The organism is Acidocella sp. C78 (assembly GCF_907164655.1).
Genome location: NZ_CAJQZK010000060.1, coordinates 190,143 through 203,252 on the forward strand (window position 1 = coordinate 190,143; position 13,110 = coordinate 203,252).

The 13,110-nt window shown below is 62.6% G+C and carries 12 protein-coding genes and 2 pseudogenes; 7 read left to right on the forward strand and 7 right to left on the reverse strand.

Going from position 1 to position 13,110, the window contains the following annotated elements:
* Nucleotides 1-30: 30 nt before the first annotated feature.
* From tnpB to ACIDOCELLA78_RS81495, 4 genes are all read right to left on the reverse strand, one after another.
* The gene (gene tnpB, locus ACIDOCELLA78_RS81480; protein ID WP_201727519.1) at nucleotides 31-378 is read right to left on the reverse strand and encodes an IS66 family insertion sequence element accessory protein TnpB; all 348 of its coding nucleotides are present in this window, start codon (nucleotides 376-378) and stop codon (nucleotides 31-33) included.
* Nucleotides 375-800: an IS66-like element accessory protein TnpA gene (gene tnpA, locus ACIDOCELLA78_RS81485; protein WP_201727520.1), complete on the reverse strand. Its 426-nt coding sequence runs from the start codon at nucleotides 798-800 to the stop codon at nucleotides 375-377. The genes tnpB and tnpA overlap by 4 nt, the downstream gene beginning before the upstream one ends.
* Before the next feature lie 24 nt (nucleotides 801-824).
* Nucleotides 825-2,765 carry a ParB/RepB/Spo0J family partition protein gene (locus ACIDOCELLA78_RS81490; protein WP_201727521.1) on the reverse strand — a complete coding sequence of 647 codons (1,941 nt, stop codon included), beginning with the start codon at nucleotides 2,763-2,765 and terminating at the stop codon, nucleotides 825-827.
* A gap of 224 nt (nucleotides 2,766-2,989) precedes the next feature.
* Entirely contained in the window at nucleotides 2,990-3,952 is a 963-nt protein-coding gene (locus ACIDOCELLA78_RS81495) for an ArdC family protein (RefSeq protein ID WP_201727522.1), read from the reverse strand.
* A gap of 231 nt (nucleotides 3,953-4,183) precedes the next feature.
* On the opposite strand from ACIDOCELLA78_RS81495, the gene ACIDOCELLA78_RS81500 reads away from it, so the two are divergent.
* Together ACIDOCELLA78_RS81500 and ACIDOCELLA78_RS81505 are read left to right on the forward strand one after the other, a co-directional pair.
* Nucleotides 4,184-4,777: a DUF6088 family protein gene (locus ACIDOCELLA78_RS81500; protein ID WP_201727523.1), complete on the forward strand. Its 594-nt coding sequence runs from the start codon at nucleotides 4,184-4,186 to the stop codon at nucleotides 4,775-4,777.
* Nucleotides 4,770-5,786, forward strand: a complete 1,017-nt coding sequence (locus ACIDOCELLA78_RS81505; protein ID WP_201727524.1) for a nucleotidyl transferase AbiEii/AbiGii toxin family protein — start codon at nucleotides 4,770-4,772, stop codon at nucleotides 5,784-5,786. The genes ACIDOCELLA78_RS81500 and ACIDOCELLA78_RS81505 overlap by 8 nt, the downstream gene beginning before the upstream one ends.
* Before the next feature lie 81 nt (nucleotides 5,787-5,867).
* Here ACIDOCELLA78_RS81505 and ACIDOCELLA78_RS81510 read toward each other — a convergent pair whose 3' ends face one another.
* The 3 genes from ACIDOCELLA78_RS81510 to ACIDOCELLA78_RS81520 form a co-directional block, all read right to left on the reverse strand.
* Nucleotides 5,868-6,023: a hypothetical protein gene (locus ACIDOCELLA78_RS81510; protein ID WP_201727525.1), complete on the reverse strand. Its 156-nt coding sequence runs from the start codon at nucleotides 6,021-6,023 to the stop codon at nucleotides 5,868-5,870.
* The gene (locus tag ACIDOCELLA78_RS81515) at nucleotides 6,020-6,562 is read right to left on the reverse strand and encodes a DUF6088 family protein (protein ID WP_307850849.1); all 543 of its coding nucleotides are present in this window, start codon (nucleotides 6,560-6,562) and stop codon (nucleotides 6,020-6,022) included. The genes ACIDOCELLA78_RS81510 and ACIDOCELLA78_RS81515 overlap by 4 nt, the downstream gene beginning before the upstream one ends.
* 228 nt (nucleotides 6,563-6,790) lie before the next feature.
* Nucleotides 6,791-8,104 carry a site-specific integrase gene (locus ACIDOCELLA78_RS81520; protein ID WP_201727527.1) on the reverse strand — a complete coding sequence of 438 codons (1,314 nt, stop codon included), beginning with the start codon at nucleotides 8,102-8,104 and terminating at the stop codon, nucleotides 6,791-6,793.
* Between the two features lie 720 nt (nucleotides 8,105-8,824).
* Between ACIDOCELLA78_RS81520 and ACIDOCELLA78_RS81525 the strand changes: the two genes are divergently transcribed.
* The 5 genes and pseudogenes from ACIDOCELLA78_RS81525 to istB form a co-directional block, all read left to right on the forward strand.
* The gene (locus ACIDOCELLA78_RS81525) at nucleotides 8,825-10,000 is read left to right on the forward strand and encodes a Fic family protein (RefSeq protein WP_201727528.1); all 1,176 of its coding nucleotides are present in this window, start codon (nucleotides 8,825-8,827) and stop codon (nucleotides 9,998-10,000) included.
* Between the two features lie 92 nt (nucleotides 10,001-10,092).
* Nucleotides 10,093-10,245: pseudogene (locus ACIDOCELLA78_RS81530) on the forward strand (LysR family transcriptional regulator); the annotation flags it as partial.
* A gap of 192 nt (nucleotides 10,246-10,437) precedes the next feature.
* The gene (locus tag ACIDOCELLA78_RS81535; RefSeq protein WP_249674927.1) at nucleotides 10,438-10,794 is read left to right on the forward strand and encodes a LysR substrate-binding domain-containing protein; all 357 of its coding nucleotides are present in this window, start codon (nucleotides 10,438-10,440) and stop codon (nucleotides 10,792-10,794) included.
* 90 nt (nucleotides 10,795-10,884) lie between these two features.
* Nucleotides 10,885-12,414 carry an IS21 family transposase gene (gene istA, locus ACIDOCELLA78_RS81540; RefSeq protein WP_201727493.1) on the forward strand — a complete coding sequence of 510 codons (1,530 nt, stop codon included), beginning with the start codon at nucleotides 10,885-10,887 and terminating at the stop codon, nucleotides 12,412-12,414.
* Nucleotides 12,404-13,102, forward strand: a pseudogene (istB, locus tag ACIDOCELLA78_RS81545) (IS21-like element helper ATPase IstB); the annotation flags it as partial. The gene istA and the pseudogene istB, both read left to right, overlap by 11 nt.
* Between the last annotated feature and the right edge of the window lie 8 nt (nucleotides 13,103-13,110).

Sequence of the window (13,110 nt, forward strand, 5' to 3'; positions counted from 1 at the left end):
GGACCAGGATTTTCCCCAGAATCTTCGCGCCTACCCGGCCGCTTGCGGCCGCCAGGTTTGTTGTGGATTTCGCCAGTCGATCCCCTCCAGAAGATAACCGATCTGACCAGCGGTGAGGGACACAACGCCGTCCGCAGTCTGCGGCCAGATAAACCGCCCTCGATCAAGGCGTTTCGAATACAGCGACATCCCCACGCCGTCGTGCCAGATCGCCTTGACCAGCGACCCGCCGCGTCCGCGAAAGAAAAAAACATCCCCGCAGAACGGCTCCCGTCCCAGACCTTCTTGCACTTGCAACGCGAGCCCCTTCATCCCGCGGCGCATATCCGTATGCCCCGACGCCAGCCAGACCCGCACACCGGCCGAGACCGGGATCACCGCCGCACCGCCGTCAGCACCCGACGCAAGGCGGCAACCCCAACTCCATCATCAACCCGAACACACGTCCCGTCCGGCAGCACGATCTCGATCCGGCTCGCATCGCATCGCGTGGCTCGCCTCTGCGACATCGGATCAACGCTCGCGTCGTTCACCGAAGCTGACTTGCCTGCCGCCCGCGGCATCGACAGTGCCGCACTCGCCATTACCCGCACCGGAATGAATTCCGGTACCATCGGCACCGGCACCAACTCACCACGCCGAACCTGACCGCGCCACTTCCACAATTGCCCTCTCGAAATCGCGTGCCGCCGCGCAACCAGCGCAAACACCGCACCCGGCGCCTCAGCCTCCGCCACAATCCGAAGCTTGTCCTCATCCCGCCAGCGGCGCCGGCGCTCTACCCCCGTGATAATCTCCATCCGCCCGCCGCCCCTTACCATGAATCAGCTCGTAGCAGCGCTCTTATGCACGCCTCCTTGCCGTACCGGCAGGCGGTTCACACCGGATGGATACGTTTCCCCCTTGCCCTCCCGCACCGCTTCAAGAATCCGTGCCTTCGGCACCCGACCAAAATAGTTCTCCTCCGTCGGTCTCCAGCCCGCAGCCACCATGTCGAGATTGACGGCACGCGCCAGTTGATCGCCATGCGCCAGCGCATCGGCTCGCCGGTTCCATGGTTCCTTAACCACATTGATGGTCAGAGCCGCACAATGAGCAAACAACGCCGCCTGGCTATCGTAATCGAAGCCCATCAGCACGTCCCAGAGATCGGCAGGCTGCTCCGGCAATTGCTTGCCCCATTGTGCATGACGGGCATCGATCGCCTGGGCCGATGCAGTTTCGGCAAGGCCCGGCGCCTGTGCCGAGAAGCTGGACTGCTTGGCCGTAATCTCCAGGCAGGAGAATGCGGCGTAGCGATAGAAGGCGCTGAGGCAGAGCGCATGCAGCACCGCCAGAAACGCCAATTGCGGCTCGTTCGCCACGCTGTCGCGCAGCGCCAAGGTGCGATGGGCAGTCAGTTCCGTCACCAGCCGATCCGATAACGGCCGGATGGTGTTCTCATCCTCGGCCGTTTCTGGTTCTGCACCCGATACGCCACCAATCGTGATCAACGCGCGGTGCACCGGCGCATCGGTGTTGCTCGGTGCCGTCGTCGTCACAACACCATCCGCATCCTCGCCCTCAACCGATATTGGCTCGACGGGCGTTTCATCCTCCGGTCGCACGAAGCCGCGCTCGACCCGCAAGCTTCCCTCTCCATCAATGCTGACAAAAATACCCGACCGCGCGACATCGGCAGGGTCATACCGGATCGGCCGGTTCTCCAGCGCCGCGATAGCGGCTTCGATCTCTCCAAGGCGCCGATCAACCGCCTCAGGCCATTCGTCAGCGTCAGCATGATCTGCCTCCAGCGTCGCATACTCGGCCTGCAGCGCCCGAAGGCTTGAGCTCTCCGCCTCGGTGAGTTCAACAATCTTGCCGACCAGGCGCTTCAGGCCCGCGCTATGGCCGTAGCGAAACTCCGTCGCGACGGTGATCCATTTCCAGCCTTCATCGCGCAAAATTTCGGCTTCGCTGCGAAGCTTCTCGGCCACCAACCGATCAAGCAGTGCCGGGTCTTGCAGCCAACCCCCATCATCATGCTGAAACAGATCGCGCATGATCACGCCGCCAGCAGCCTCATAGGCATTCACGCCGACGAATAAGGCCCGCCGATCACTGGCGCGAACCGCCCCCTCGGTCAGTTGGCGGCGGATCGTGTAGGGCTCCTTGTTATAGGCATGCGCGAGAGACTCCCAAACTTGTTCCTGGCGGTCATGGTCGCCGGTGACGGTGAAGGCCATCAATTGCTCCAGCGTCATGCCGTCCTCAGCATAGAGATCGAGCAGTTTGGGTGAGACTGCCGCAAGGCGCAGGCGCTGCTTCACCACATTGGCATTCACGAAGAACCGCGCCGCGATCTCTTCATCGCCGAGCCCCTTCTCACGTAAGGCCTGGAACGCGCGAAACTGGTCGAGCGGATGGAGTGCCACGCGTTGGACGTTCTCCGCGAGCGAATCTTCCTCCGCAATCCCCCCCGCGCGCACCACGCACGGAACCGGCGCCGTCTTGGCCAGGCGCTTTTGCTTGACCAACAATTCCAACGCCCGAAACCGCCGCCCACCGGCCGGGACCTCGAACATGCCGGTTTCGAGCCCGTCAGCATCGATGACAGCGCGCACGCTGAGACTTTGCAGCAAAGTGCGCCGGGCAATGTCCTCCGCCAGTTCTTCAATCGAAATCCCGGCCTTTATCCGGCGGACATTCGATTGGCTGAGGATCAATTTGTTGAACGGAATATCGCGCGAGGCGCTGAGGGTGATTTTCTGAATGGCACTGGCCATGATTTTTCTCCGCGACGGGCCGCTGGAAGCCACTCTCCCAACCGATTGCACCGTCACGAATTTTTGCGCCGTCCTTTCACTCTGCTTCGCTGTGCAACCGGTAAGCCGGAGAACCGGAAAATCGCAACACCGGACAAAAGGAAACTCGGCAAACCGGAGAGGCGGAAACGCGGTTATCTGGGTGTACGTTCCCGCTGAAACCCGGTAAGGCGGGCGCAATGATCTTAGGCGGCTTGCATCCCATCATGGGCTACAGCTGCCGGAGCCGCTCCGGCCGTATCCGATCGAAACCCCAGTATGTAGTCGGCCGCTTTCGACGCGGCGCTGGCAGCACGCACGATGGCCCGGTTATCCTCGCGCAGCACCTCAAGCCAGGCCCCGATATAATCGGCATGGCGCACCGTCGGCGCGATGCCGAGCGATGCGCATAAATAGGCGGCCGAAATTTCGGCGATGAGCTCCTCAGACGCATATTTCTTCGAGCCGAATGATCCGGTCAGATCGCGGTTCAGGCGCGAGGGATGGCCGCTAGCATGGCTGATTTCGTGAAGGGCGGTCCGATGCCAGTTGATCGGCTCGAAATAGGCTTGCGGTGGCGGCACCCGCACGAAATCATGGCGAGGATCGTAGAAGGCTCGCTCACCGCCGATCCGGAAATCAACGCCGGTTGCCCGGATCAACGCCTCCGCCTGCGGCAGAACGAGATCGGTTTCGACCGGTGGCGCCGTTGCGGTTATTTGATCCGGCAGCCCCTCACACTGCGCGGTGTTAAACACCGTGAAGCGTTTCAAGAACGGGATGGCTTGCGCTTCCTCGCCAACTTCCGCCGCGCGGCGGCGTTCATCGTCCGGTGTGAATCGGTCAGCATAAACAACAATTGTGCCGCGCTCACCCTTGCGCACATGGCCACCGAGCGAGAGCGCTTGACGAAAGGTCAGCCAGCTCTGGCCGGCAAAGCCGTGCTCGATAACAGCACCCCAGAGAATCAACACATTGATCCCGGTGTAGCAACGTTGGGTCGAGGCATTTTTGGGCATGGATAGCGGGGCTTTTGCCGCAATCGTCCCCCAGGGCTGGACCCATGGAGCCCGGCCAGCCTCCAACTCAGCGATGATTTTGTCAGTGATTTCGGCATAGAGCCCCGCCCGGTCCTGACCGGTGCGGGCGCGTTCGGTATATCGGGACATCGCACATCTCCGCGACGGGCGCCGCGAGCCTCTCTCGCGACATCGAACCCGTCACGGAAAAACCGATCTGCACTCTCACTCTTGGGCGTTGCGTGATCTCCCCTCAGAAGGGGTAGGCCGAGACGAGAGGCTCGGTCGGAGGGGAAGGCTTTCCCGCTTATCCGGACTTGTCTTTATGGCTTCCTTGAAAACTGTCAGAAATTTATCTATATTTCCAACAGGAGAAAGACGATGACGCGACTGACCGAACAGATTTTGGCGCATACGACGGGATTGCCCGAAGGCGCCCCTATGTCCGCCAAGGGCTTGCTCCACCTCGGGAACCGGGCGGCCGTGGATCAGGCATTGTCGCGTCTGACCGAACGCGGGCAGCTCATCCGTGCCGGCCGCGGCGTTTATATGCGTCCCGTCGCCAGCCGATTCGGCACGCGCGCGCCGTCTGTCGAACAGGCTATTGAGGCTGTCGCGACCCAAAGGGGCGAGATCATCGTGTCGAACGGCGCCGCTGCGGCGAACGCTCTTGGCTTGACGACGCAGGTGCCCGTCCGTTCAGTCTATCTGACCTCCGGCCGCAGCCGAAAGATGCACCTTGGCAAGCAGGTCGTGGAATTGCGGCACGCGCCGCGCTGGCAACTGGCCCTGGCCAACCGTCCGGCGGGGGAGGTCGTGCGGGCGCTGGCCTGGCTCGGCCCCGAAAGGGCAGAAGCTGCACTCACGACATTGAAGCGGAAAATGCCGCCAGGCGTGTTCGGCGAACTGGTCGCCGCCGCGCCGCAGCTTCCGACGTGGCTCGCGCAAAGCGTCGGAAGGGCGGCGTATGGCTGACTTCTTTCTCCAGCTTTCGGCTCAGGATCGGCGCGACGCGCTGGGCATCGCGGCCGACCGATCCGGCCGTCCCGCCCATCTTCTTGAAAAGGATGTGTGGGTGGTGTGGTCGCTGGCGACCCTTTATGCCGCACCACTCGGCGAGCATCTGGTTTTCAAAGGCGGCACGTCGCTGTCGAAAGCCTATCAGATCATTCGCCGGTTTTCGGAGGACGTGGATCTGACCTATGACATTCGGGCGATTGCGCCCGATCTGGTCGGGGACAATGGCGAAGGGCTGCCGAAGACGCGAAGCGAGGAGAAGCGCTGGTCCAGCGAGGTCCGTCGGCGGTTACCGGCATGGGTCGCGGAAACCGTGCAGCCCTTGATCGCGAATGCTCTCACCGCCGAAGGACTTGCAGCGAGGATCCGCGTCGAGGAGCGTAAGCTCTTTATCGACTATGAGGCGACCGCCGTTGGGTCCGGCTATGTGGCGCCCAGCGTCATGCTGGAGTTCGGCGCCCGTTCGACGGGAGAACCGGCGAGCCTGCGCGATGTCATTTGCGATGCGGCCGGCCTGATGGATGGGTTAATATTCCCAACGGCGCGACCGCGCGTTATGCACGCCGAGCGGACCTTCTGGGAGAAGGCGACCGCCATCCATGTCTTCTGCCTCCAGGAACGGCTGCGCGGCGACCGCTTCGCACGACACTGGCACGATGTTGTCCGGCTGGATGAAGCCGGCTTCGCGGAGGCTGCTATCGCCGATCGCACCTTGGCCAACGCCGTCGCCCGCCACAAGTCGATGTTTTTCGCAGAGAAGGCAGCCGACCGCGCGCCGATCGACTACGCATCGGGGGTCAACGGCGGCTTGATGCTCGTACCGGTCGGCGATGGAGCGAAGGTGTTGGAAGATGACTATATCAGCATGGTCGAGGATGGGCTGCTCTTCGATGACGCCGAGCCGTTCGAGGCGCTCATGGCGCGGTGCGCAGATTTAGCCACGCGCGCGAACAGCGCGGCCAAATAAGAAACTGGTTGGCGGTGGCGAGAAACAGATCGAGACGGTCGCGCGGCGGCGCGGCAATGATTTGCTGGTAGGCGGCGGTCGTCATTGGCGCGCGCCGTCCGTGGTGTTCGGGCTAAGAAGGTCGCGGAGGAACTCATGCATCCAGATCGGCAAGGCCGACAGGCCAGACCGCAGGTCGTCGCGGATCGCTTGTCCGTGGCTGGGATCGGCGAATAGACGGTGCAGTGCGGCGCTCACCCGCGCCCGCTCATCGTCGTTGTCCAGCAGTCCTGCATCCAGTGGAGCGCTTGAACAACCCGCATGGCGGGCCGACCAGCCCAGAAGAGGCGGCTGGGTGCTGCGTACTTGAAGTGGATCTCCCGATTGCCGGGCTTGATGTGCTTCAGGCGAGCATCGACGAGGACCTCGATGCGGGCCGGCACGGCTGTGGTGAGGGCGAGGTCGTTGGCGGCGGTCATATCGTCCACTACGGCGCCAGCTTGATCGCGACGTGTCACGGCGCGGATGACGGCCCGATAGTCGGGAACGGTTGTGTGGCCCGTCAGACTGCTTTTGCGGGGCCGGTCATAGAGCCCCCGGTCAATGCGGCGAAGCTCTCCGGAGGGGACGAGACGCTGCAACGTCTTATCCACGGCGGCGCGGCTGCTGAGATCCACGAAGTCGCTTGGCGTCCAAACCTCCTCTGGGTCTGACGCGATTCGATCGAGCAGCTGGGCGCGAAGGACACCCCGCTGTGCCCACTTTACTCGAACGCCATATCGCTTGCTACGACAGATGCACGAGAACCACCGGCGCCATCATTCTTACTGTCGGTATTGGGGGCGAATATCCGCCATGTCCAAACGATACGACATTTTTCGGACGCCTTCACGGGTTGACCGAAACATGTTGCTTTATTCCGACGCTGGCGCTGGGAACACGGCGGCGGCAAGGCGCCAAAGATAGTCCGAAGTTTGCTACACATTTCGCACAAATAGTCGCCTGACACTTACCCTATTCCATGCTCATGAGATGGCGGCTTCCAGGCGCCGCTCGGCGCGATCGCCGCTTGTGCGCGCCGGTGTCGCCCGGCCGTCAAGGATACCAGCCATCTCTGCAGCCACACGGTCGGCAGTCATTCTGAGCGCTTCATCAATGTGGATGTAGCGCTGGGTGACGCCGCGGGCCGAGTGACCGAGCAGTGCCGCGATGGTCAATTCGGAAAAACCTAGATCGCCGGCCAGGCTGGCAAAGGTATGGCGCAAGGTGTGCGGCGTGATGTCGGCCAGCCGCGCCTTTTCACAGACGCGATCAAGCACGCGCACCACGCCGACAAAATGGCCTCCGCCCCAATCAGCTGGAAAGAAGTAGGGCGATTTCGTTTTTGGTTGACCGAGCAACAGCTCGATGGCGGCACGCCCGATCACCCGCGTTTGCGCACCGCTTTTGGTGTCAGGGAACCGAATCGCCTCTTCTTCCTCATCCAGCCATGCGCGTTGCAGTCCCAGGCCCTCCATGCGTCGGAAGCCGGTGAGCAGCAGGAAGCGTATGGCCGCAAGTCCGGTCGGATTCTCCCCCTCCTCGGCGACGGCGCGAAGCGTCTTGCCCAACCGCTCGATCTCCGCGCGACTGAGACGCCGCTCACGGGGCTGCGCGGCGAGCTTTCGAACGCCCTTGGCGGGATTGGCTTCGATCCGTCCAAGGCGCACGGCATGTTCGAAGATGGCGTGGAGCGTCGATATTGTCCGCGCCGCGACGCCTTCGCCGCCGGTCGTGGCGCCGCCACGGCTGCCGACGCGCGCTTTCGACGTCTTACCCGCGGCAATGTCGGCTTGCGCACCTTCGATGTCGCCGAGCTTGAGCGAGCCGATCTGCCGGCGCCCGAGCAGAGGTTTGATGTGGGCCTCGATACGGCTCCGATCCATCGCCAAGGTGGACGCCTTGATGGCGCGTCGGCGCCGGCCGAGGATGCGCCCGGTCTCAGCCTCGACGATGTACCAATCGCAAATTTCGGCGACGGTCAGGAGTCTCGCCGCCTTAGCTTCATCGGCGACAGGGTCGATGCCCTTGGACACGGCGACGAGCTTCTCGTGGGCGATGATACGAGCCTCCTCGACGGTCATCAGCCCATAGCGCCCGATCACTACCCGTCGGGGCCTGCCCTCGGGGGTGCGGTACTGGATGACGAAGCTCTTGAGGCCCGACGGCATGACTTGGACGCCGAAGCCTCGCAGCTCGCGATCCCATCGGAAACTCTCCCGAACCTTGACCCCAACCTTCGAAGGTTCCGGAGCCTTGAGGGCGTCCACGACGCGCTTGGTGAGCTTTTCTCCAGCCATATCAGGCACCTACTGGAAGTTTGTTTAGAATTAGCCGATTATAGACCTCAACGAAGCAAATTCCAAGCACTTGAAAGCAAGTCGCGGGGTAGGTCGGGATACTGACGGCAGAGATGTTCGTGGCTATCTAGTTGATTTATCCTATAAACGCTTGCTCTAGCGGGAAGCCGGATACACTGGCGTAGGCTACTCGGGCACCTTGCCAAGGTTGGGGTCGAGGGTTCGAATCCCTTCGCCCGCTCCAAGTTTTCTTAGGAAAATCAGAGAGATAAAGACGGCCCTTCGGGGCCGTTTTTGCTTACCTGGGGTGCCGCTGTATATCGGGTAAGCAAGGGGTAAGCTCGCGAAGACCGGTTTTTGGCGGCCGATGCCATTGTTAGCGCTGGATCTGGCGTTGTCAGTGCATGGCAACGAACGGCGAGCTCAGCCTACGGATCCGCGCTTACCCCAAGGGCCGTCCGCAGGCGGGTAAGCAACTCGGATAAGCACCGGCGGGGAATCGCATTGTGTGAATGGATCTCCGCGATCTCGCGCATGACGGCGCGGTGCCAGTCCAATGGGCCGGGACTTACCGCTTCAACCGCGTCGGTTCCTATCGCGGTCTCAGACCCCTTTCCGTGCGGGTGCCCAGCATGCTGGCAGCCTTGAATTAGCCCCGCTCGCTATTAAGATATATGGCGATATGCTTTAATAGCGGTAAGGCTAATTAAAGGATCGCTTGTGACGAACGGAGAGAACCAAAGGCTCGGGGCCTATGTCGAAACGAGCGCGGGAGGCGAGCGCGTGCGCGCCTATGTACCTGCGCCACTGCCGCCGAATCCGCCGCTCGAACTCGGGCGATTCATGCAGGTCTATGAGCGCGCCATCGCCGCGGTCGGGCGTCTCGACGGTGTGACGACGATCCTGCCCTCGACGCCTTTGTTCCTCTACATGTACGTCCGCAAGGAAGCCCTGCTGTCCTCTCAGATCGAGGGGACGCAATCCTCGCTGTCGGATCTGCTGCTGTTCGAAAATCATGAGGCGCCGGCCGTCGAACTCGACGACGTGACCGAGGTTTCGAATTACGTCGCGGCGATCGAGCATGGCGTCTCCCGGATGCGCGGCGGATTTCCGTTGTCACTCCGGCTGATTCGCGAAATGCACGCCATCCTGCTCAAGTCGGGACGAGGCGCCGCGAAGCAACCGGGCGAGTTCCGCCGCTCGCAGAACTGGATCGGCGGAACCCGGCCCGGCAACGCCCTGTTCGTGCCGCCGCCGCCCAATCGACTGGACGAATGCCTCGATGCGCTCGAGCGCTTCATGCACAGCGAGGATGCGGCGCTGCCTCCGCTCATCCGGGCGGGCCTGGCCCACGTCCAGTTCGAGACGATCCACCCCTTCCTCGACGGCAACGGGCGCCTGGGTCGGCTTCTCATCACGCTGATCCTGTGCGAGGCGGGGGTGCTGCGCGAGCCAATCCTCTATCTCAGCCTGTTCCTGAAGACCCGGCGCGACGACTATTACCGGCTCCTGCAGGAGGTCCGCCAGGCTGGGACCTGGGAGACCTGGATGGAGTTCTTCCTGACCGGCGTCGCGGAGACCGCGGAACAAGCCGCCGCGACGGCGCGCGATCTGATCGCCATGTTCGATGCTCACCGACAGCAGATCGCCGGCCTCGGCCGCGCGGCCCCATCCGCGCTCCGCGTCCACGAATTGATGCAAGCCAGCCCGATCGTCACCATCCAGACTGTCTCCGAAAAACTCGCCGTCTCATTCCCGACCGCCAGCACGGCGCTGGAAAACCTCGCCAAGATCAACGTCGTGCGCGAGACCACGGGACGGCAACGCGGCCGGATCTACGCCTATTCGGACTATCTGGCCTTGCTCGATCGCGGCACGGATCCGTTGCCGGCATGACGCGCCGGGGGAAATCGAAACCAAGCGCAACGTATATCGAGATGGAGGCGAACAGGGAGGGGCGGCAAAGTTTGTAGGAGGCGTCGGCGCGTATGCGGGCCGACGATGTGAACGGCGTGGATATAGAGCTTCGTGATTTGCGTTTGGCGCTCGTAACGTCACAGCACCGCAGCCTGCGACAGGCAGCGGAAGCTCTGAACATACGCCAATCGACCCTGAGCCGCCGGCTGCACGAGATCGAGCGCCAGCTCGGCGTGGTGTTGTTCGAAAGGACGAATGGGGGCACCCGCCTCACCACGGTAGGCCTGGAGTTCGTCGCGAGCGCCAAGCGGATACTTGATGACGTGGATACGGAACTCCAGCGGCTCAGGAGCAGGAGCCGTGGCGAACTTGGCCTGCTGGCGATCGGCGTTCATGCCTCCCCTTCGGCAGGGAACATGCACACGACGCTGGTCGAATACCATCGGCGCTTTCCGGATGTGGATGTGCGCACGGTCGATGGAAGCCATGAGCGGCTACTTTGCGCCCTCGCGGGCAACGCCGTCGATGTTGCGATCATGACCGGCCAAGCGACGGCGTGGGACGGCCGCGTGCTTCCACTATGGAGCGAGCGGGTGATCGTGGCTTTCCCCGAGCATCATGCACTTGGCCAAAATCCGAGGATTCGCTGGGCGGATCTTGCAAATGAAAAGTTCCTCGTCCCGCAGCAAGGCCCTGGACCGGAATTGGAAGGGCTGCTCACAGCGAAGCTTCGTCATGCGGTGGGCTCCCTGTTGATTTCCGCTGAGATCTGACCCGGGAAGGCCGGATTTTTCCACTGAGATTTGACCCATGTTTGACTGTTTCCCCGTCTGGAAGAGGCGGGGGCGAACGGAGTGTTGGACATGGCGTTTTTGAGCATTATCCGCCGGTGGCATAAGCGTGAGCATGTGCCGATCCGAGAGATTTCCCGGCGCACAGGCGTGTCGCGGAACACGATCCGCAAATATCTTCGGTCTGATGTGATTGAGCCGAAGTTTCAGGTTCCGGACCGGCCGAGCAAGCTTGATCCTTATGCCGAGAAGCTTTTGGCGTGGCTGCGCCGTGAAGCTGGCCGGCCGCGCAAGCAGCGGCGGACGGTCAAGCAGCTATACGGTGATCTCGTCAGCCTGGGCTATGACGGTTCCTACAATCGTGTGGCGGCCTTTGCCCGGGCTTGGAAGGGGGAGTGCCAACGGCTGCAGCAGACCGCCGGCCGGGGAACCTTCGTGCCCTTGGCCTTTGCGCCTGGCGAGGCGTTCCAGTTTGACTGGAGCGAAGATTTTGCGATCATCGGTGGCGTCCGCGTCAAGTTGCAGGTGGCGCACACCAAACTGTCGCATAGCCGGGCGTTCATTGTTCGGGCCTATCTGCTGCAGACACATGAGATGTTGTTCGACGCGCATAACCACGCCTTCCAAGCTCTCGGCGGCGTACCGCGGCGCGGGATTTACGACAACATGCGCACCGCCGTTGACAAGGTCGGCCGTGGCAAGGAGCGCAGCGTCAACGCCCGCTTCCTGGCGATGACCAGCCATTATCTCTTCGAGGCCGAGTTCTGTAATCGGGCCGCCGGTTGGGAGAAGGGGCAGGTTGAGAAGAACGTCCAGGATGCACGCCACCGCCTGTGGCAGTCCATGCCTCCGTTCGAAAGCTTGGACGCCCTGAACGACTGGCTGGAGCGGCGCTGCCGGGAGCTGTGGGAGCAGACCGCGCATGGCAACGAGCCGGGAACCATTGCCGATGTCTGGGCCAGCGAGGTTGAGAGCCTCATGCCTGTGGGCCGTCCGTTCGATGGGTTCGTGGAACACACCAAGCGGGTCTCCTCGACCTGCCTGATCCACTTGGAGCGTAACCGCTACAGCGTGCCGGCCTCTTTTGCCAACCGGCCGGTCAGCCTGCGGGTCTATCCCGACAGGCTGGTGGTGGCGGCGGAGGGGCAAATCATCTGCGAGCATCCGCGCATCATCGACCGGACGCACAACGGCCCAGGGCGCACTGTGTATGACTGGCGGCATTATCTGGCGGTGATCCAGCGCAAGCCGGGCGCCTTGCGCAACGGTGCGCCGTTCCTGGAATTGCCCGATGCCTTCAAGCGGCTGCAGCAACATCTCCTGCGCCGTCCTGGCGGTGACCGGGAGATGGTGGAGATCCTGGCCCTGGTGCTGCACCATGACGAGCAGGCGGTGTTGGTGGCGGTGGAACTGGCGCTGGAGGACGGCGTGCCGTCCAAGACGCATATCATCAACCGGCTCCACCGGCTGATCGACGGCAAACAGGCTCCGCTTCCGGTCATCACCGCGCCACAGGCACTGACATTGGCCAATGAACCCAAGGCTGACGTCGAGCGCTACGATAGCTTGCGCCAATCTGAGGAGGCCCGCCATGCGTCATGATCCCGCCACCGGCGCGCTCGTCATCATGCTGCGCAGCCTCAAAATGCACGGCATGGCACAGGCCGTCGATGAACTGGCCCAGCAGGGTGCCCCGGCCTTCGAAGCCGCCATCCCGGTACTCTCCCAGTTGCTCAAGGCCGAGACCGCTGAGCGCGAGGTCCGCTCCATGGCCTATCAGTTCAAGGCCGCCCGCTTCCCGGCCTATCGCGACCTGGCCGGCTTCGACTTCGCCAGCAGCGAGGTCAATGAGGCCCTGGTCCGCCAGTTGCATCGTTGCGACTTCATCGAACCCGCCGACAATGTCGTGCTCGTCGGCGGCCCGGGCACGGGCAAAACCCACATCGCCACCGCGCTCGGCGTGCAGGCCGTCGAGCATCACAAAAAGCGCGTCCGCTTCTTCTCCACCGTCGAGCTGGTCAATGCTCTGGAGCAGGAAAAAGCTCAGGGAAAGGCTGGGCAAATCGCCGGCCGTCTGATCCATGCCGACCTCGTCATCCTCGATGAGCTTGGCTATCTGCCCTTCAGCGCCTCAGGCGGAGCTTTGCTGTTCCATCTGCTCAGCAAGCTCTACGAGCGCACCAGCGTCGTCATCACCACCAACCTGAGCTTCAGCGAATGGTCCGCCGTCTTCGGCGACGCCAAGATGACCACCGCGCTCCTCGATCGCCTCACCCACCACTGCCATATGCGGATTCC

What these genes read in the sequence shown, in the direction of transcription:
- ACIDOCELLA78_RS81505 (WP_201727524.1), top strand. Translation starts at nt 4,770, where the DNA reads ATGGCTGACTTCTTTCTCCAGCTTTCGGCTCAGGATCGGCGCGACGCG.
- ACIDOCELLA78_RS81500 (WP_201727523.1), top strand. Translation starts at nt 4,184, where the DNA reads ATGACGCGACTGACCGAACAGATTTTGGCGCATACGACGGGATTGCCC.
- tnpA (WP_201727520.1), bottom strand. Translation starts at nt 800, where the DNA reads ATGGAGATTATCACGGGGGTAGAGCGCCGGCGCCGCTGGCGGGATGAG.
- ACIDOCELLA78_RS81490 (WP_201727521.1), bottom strand. Translation starts at nt 2,765, where the DNA reads ATGGCCAGTGCCATTCAGAAAATCACCCTCAGCGCCTCGCGCGATATT.
- istA (WP_201727493.1), top strand. Translation starts at nt 10,885, where the DNA reads ATGGCGTTTTTGAGCATTATCCGCCGGTGGCATAAGCGTGAGCATGTG.
- ACIDOCELLA78_RS81535 (WP_249674927.1), top strand. Translation starts at nt 10,438, where the DNA reads ATGCACACGACGCTGGTCGAATACCATCGGCGCTTTCCGGATGTGGAT.
- ACIDOCELLA78_RS81495 (WP_201727522.1), bottom strand. Translation starts at nt 3,952, where the DNA reads ATGTCCCGATATACCGAACGCGCCCGCACCGGTCAGGACCGGGCGGGG.
- ACIDOCELLA78_RS81520 (WP_201727527.1), bottom strand. Translation starts at nt 8,104, where the DNA reads ATGGCTGGAGAAAAGCTCACCAAGCGCGTCGTGGACGCCCTCAAGGCT.